Raw genomic sequence first — 2,071 nt, 5'->3', positions numbered from 1 at the left:
CCTCCTGGCCGCCGCCCCCGCCGCCGGCCTCCCCGTCGTACGGTGACGGCGGTTCCGGTTCCGGCGGCGGCTGGGGTTCCTCGTACCAGCAGTCGGCGCCGAAGTCCGGCCGTGGCCGCGGTGGTCTGGTCGCCGCGATCCTGGCGGCCGCGCTGGCCGCGGGCGGCCTGGGCGGCGGTCTCGGCTACACGCTGGCGAAGAACAACGACGAGAACAGCGGCTCGACGACGGTCTCCGCCTCCACCAGCGGCGGCGACGTCAAGCGCGACCCGGGCACGGTCGCGGGCGTGGCCGCCAAGGCGCTGCCGAGCACGGTCACGATCGAGGCCGAGAGCAACAGCGGCGAGGGCGGCACCGGCACGGGGTTCGTCTTCGACAAGCAGGGCCACATCGTCACCAACAACCACGTCGTGGCCGGAGCGGTGGACGGCGGCAAGCTCACCGCGACGTTCCCGAGCGGCAAGAAGTACGACGCCGAGGTGGTCGGGCACGCGCAGGGCTACGACGTGGCGGTCATCAAGCTCAAGGACGCCCCGAACGACCTGAAGCCGCTCACCCTCGGCGACTCGGACAAGGTGGCCGTCGGTGACGCGACCATCGCGATCGGCGCCCCCTTCGGCCTGTCCGACACGGTGACGACGGGCATCATCAGCGCCAAGAACCGCCCGGTCGCCTCCAGCGACGGCACCGGCAGCCAGGCGTCGTACATGAGCGCCCTCCAGACCGACGCCTCGATCAACCCGGGCAACTCCGGCGGCCCGCTGCTGGACGCGCAGGGCAACGTCATCGGCATCAACTCCGCGATCCAGTCCACCGGCAACGGCGGCTTCGGCACCGGCCAGTCCGGCTCGATCGGCCTGGGCTTCGCCATCCCGATCAACCAGGCCGAGTACGTCGCCCAGGAGCTGATCAAGACCGGCAAGCCGGTGTACGCGAAGATCGGCGCGTCCGTCTCGCTCGACGACAGCTCCGACGGTGCGCAGATCACCGACCAGGGCGCGACACCGGTCGAGCCGGGCGGCCCGGCCGCCAAGGCCGGCCTCAAGTCCGGCGACGTCATCACCAAGCTCGACGACCGGGTGATCGATTCCGGCCCCACCCTGATCGGCGAGATCTGGACCCACAAGCCCGGCGACAAGGTCACGATCACCTACGAGCGCGGCGGCAAGGAGCACACCGTCGAACTCACCCTGGGCTCCCGCATCGGCGACAACTGACCCGCACCTGCCCGCACGGACCCGTTACCCTTGTCCCCGCGCCGCCGATCACGGCCGGCGCGGGGAGGCGTGCCCGAGCGGCCGAAGGGAACGGTCTTGAAAACCGTCGTGGCAGCGATGTCACCGTGGGTTCAAATCCCACCGCCTCCGCGCAGCTGAAGTACCGAACGTGTCAGGGGCTGTCGAGCGTGCTCGGCGGCCCCTTTCGTGTGTGCGTGAGGGGGAACGAAAGGTGGTGAGTGCGGGCGTGAGCCGGCGCATCGTCGTCGTCACCGCTGTGCACGGCCCGTCGGCCCGGTTTCTGCCGGAGGCCCACGAGTCCCTGTGCGAGCAGGGGCTGCCGGAGGGCTGGGAGTGGCACTGGGTGATCCAGGAGGACGGGGAGGGCGCGGACGTACGGCCGTACGTGCCCGACGACGAGCGGGTGACGTTCCGGCAGGGCCGGGCCGGGGGGCCCGGTGTGGCCCGGACCGTCGCGCTGGCGCATGCCGAGGGTGCGTACGTGAAGGTCCTGGACGCCGACGACCAGTTGCCGCCGGGCACGCTCGCGCGGGATCTGGCGGCGCTGGAGGCCGACCGCAGTCTCGGGTGGGCGACATCGCGGGTGCTGGACCTGATGCCCGACGGGTCGACCGTCGGTTTCCCGGGCGATCCCGACCACGGGCCGATCGAGCGCGGGGCCGTGTTCGAGCACTGGAAGGCCAACGGCTTCCTCGCACCCGTCCATCCGGCTTCGCTGTTCGTACGGCGGGAGCTGCTGCTCGCCCTCGGCGGCTGGATGGCGCTGCCCGCGTCGGAGGACACGGGGCTGCTGCTCGCGCTGAGCGCGGTGAGCCGGGGGTGGTTCTCGGGGG

Annotated in this window: 2 protein-coding genes and 1 tRNA gene; all 3 read left to right on the top strand. The window is 71.8% G+C overall.

Going from position 1 to position 2,071, the window contains the following annotated elements; all coding sequences use genetic code 11:
* On the top strand, positions 1-1,217 hold a 1,217-nt coding region (locus CA983_RS43070), incomplete at its 5' end, for a S1C family serine protease (protein ID WP_244207347.1).
* A gap of 63 nt (positions 1,218-1,280) precedes the next feature.
* A tRNA-Ser gene (locus CA983_RS43065) sits at positions 1,281-1,367 on the top strand.
* Positions 1,368-1,464: 97 nt separating this feature from the next.
* A partial coding sequence (locus CA983_RS43060) for a glycosyltransferase family 2 protein (protein ID WP_107500356.1) occupies positions 1,465-2,071 on the top strand: 607 nt, incomplete at its 3' end.

Origin of the sequence: Streptomyces swartbergensis, from assembly GCF_002148965.1 — a bacterium.
GTDB lineage: Bacteria > Actinomycetota > Actinomycetes > Streptomycetales > Streptomycetaceae > Streptomyces > Streptomyces swartbergensis.
The sequence above is the reverse complement of the archived record's forward strand: the minus strand, read 5'-3'. Positions and strand labels throughout refer to the sequence as shown.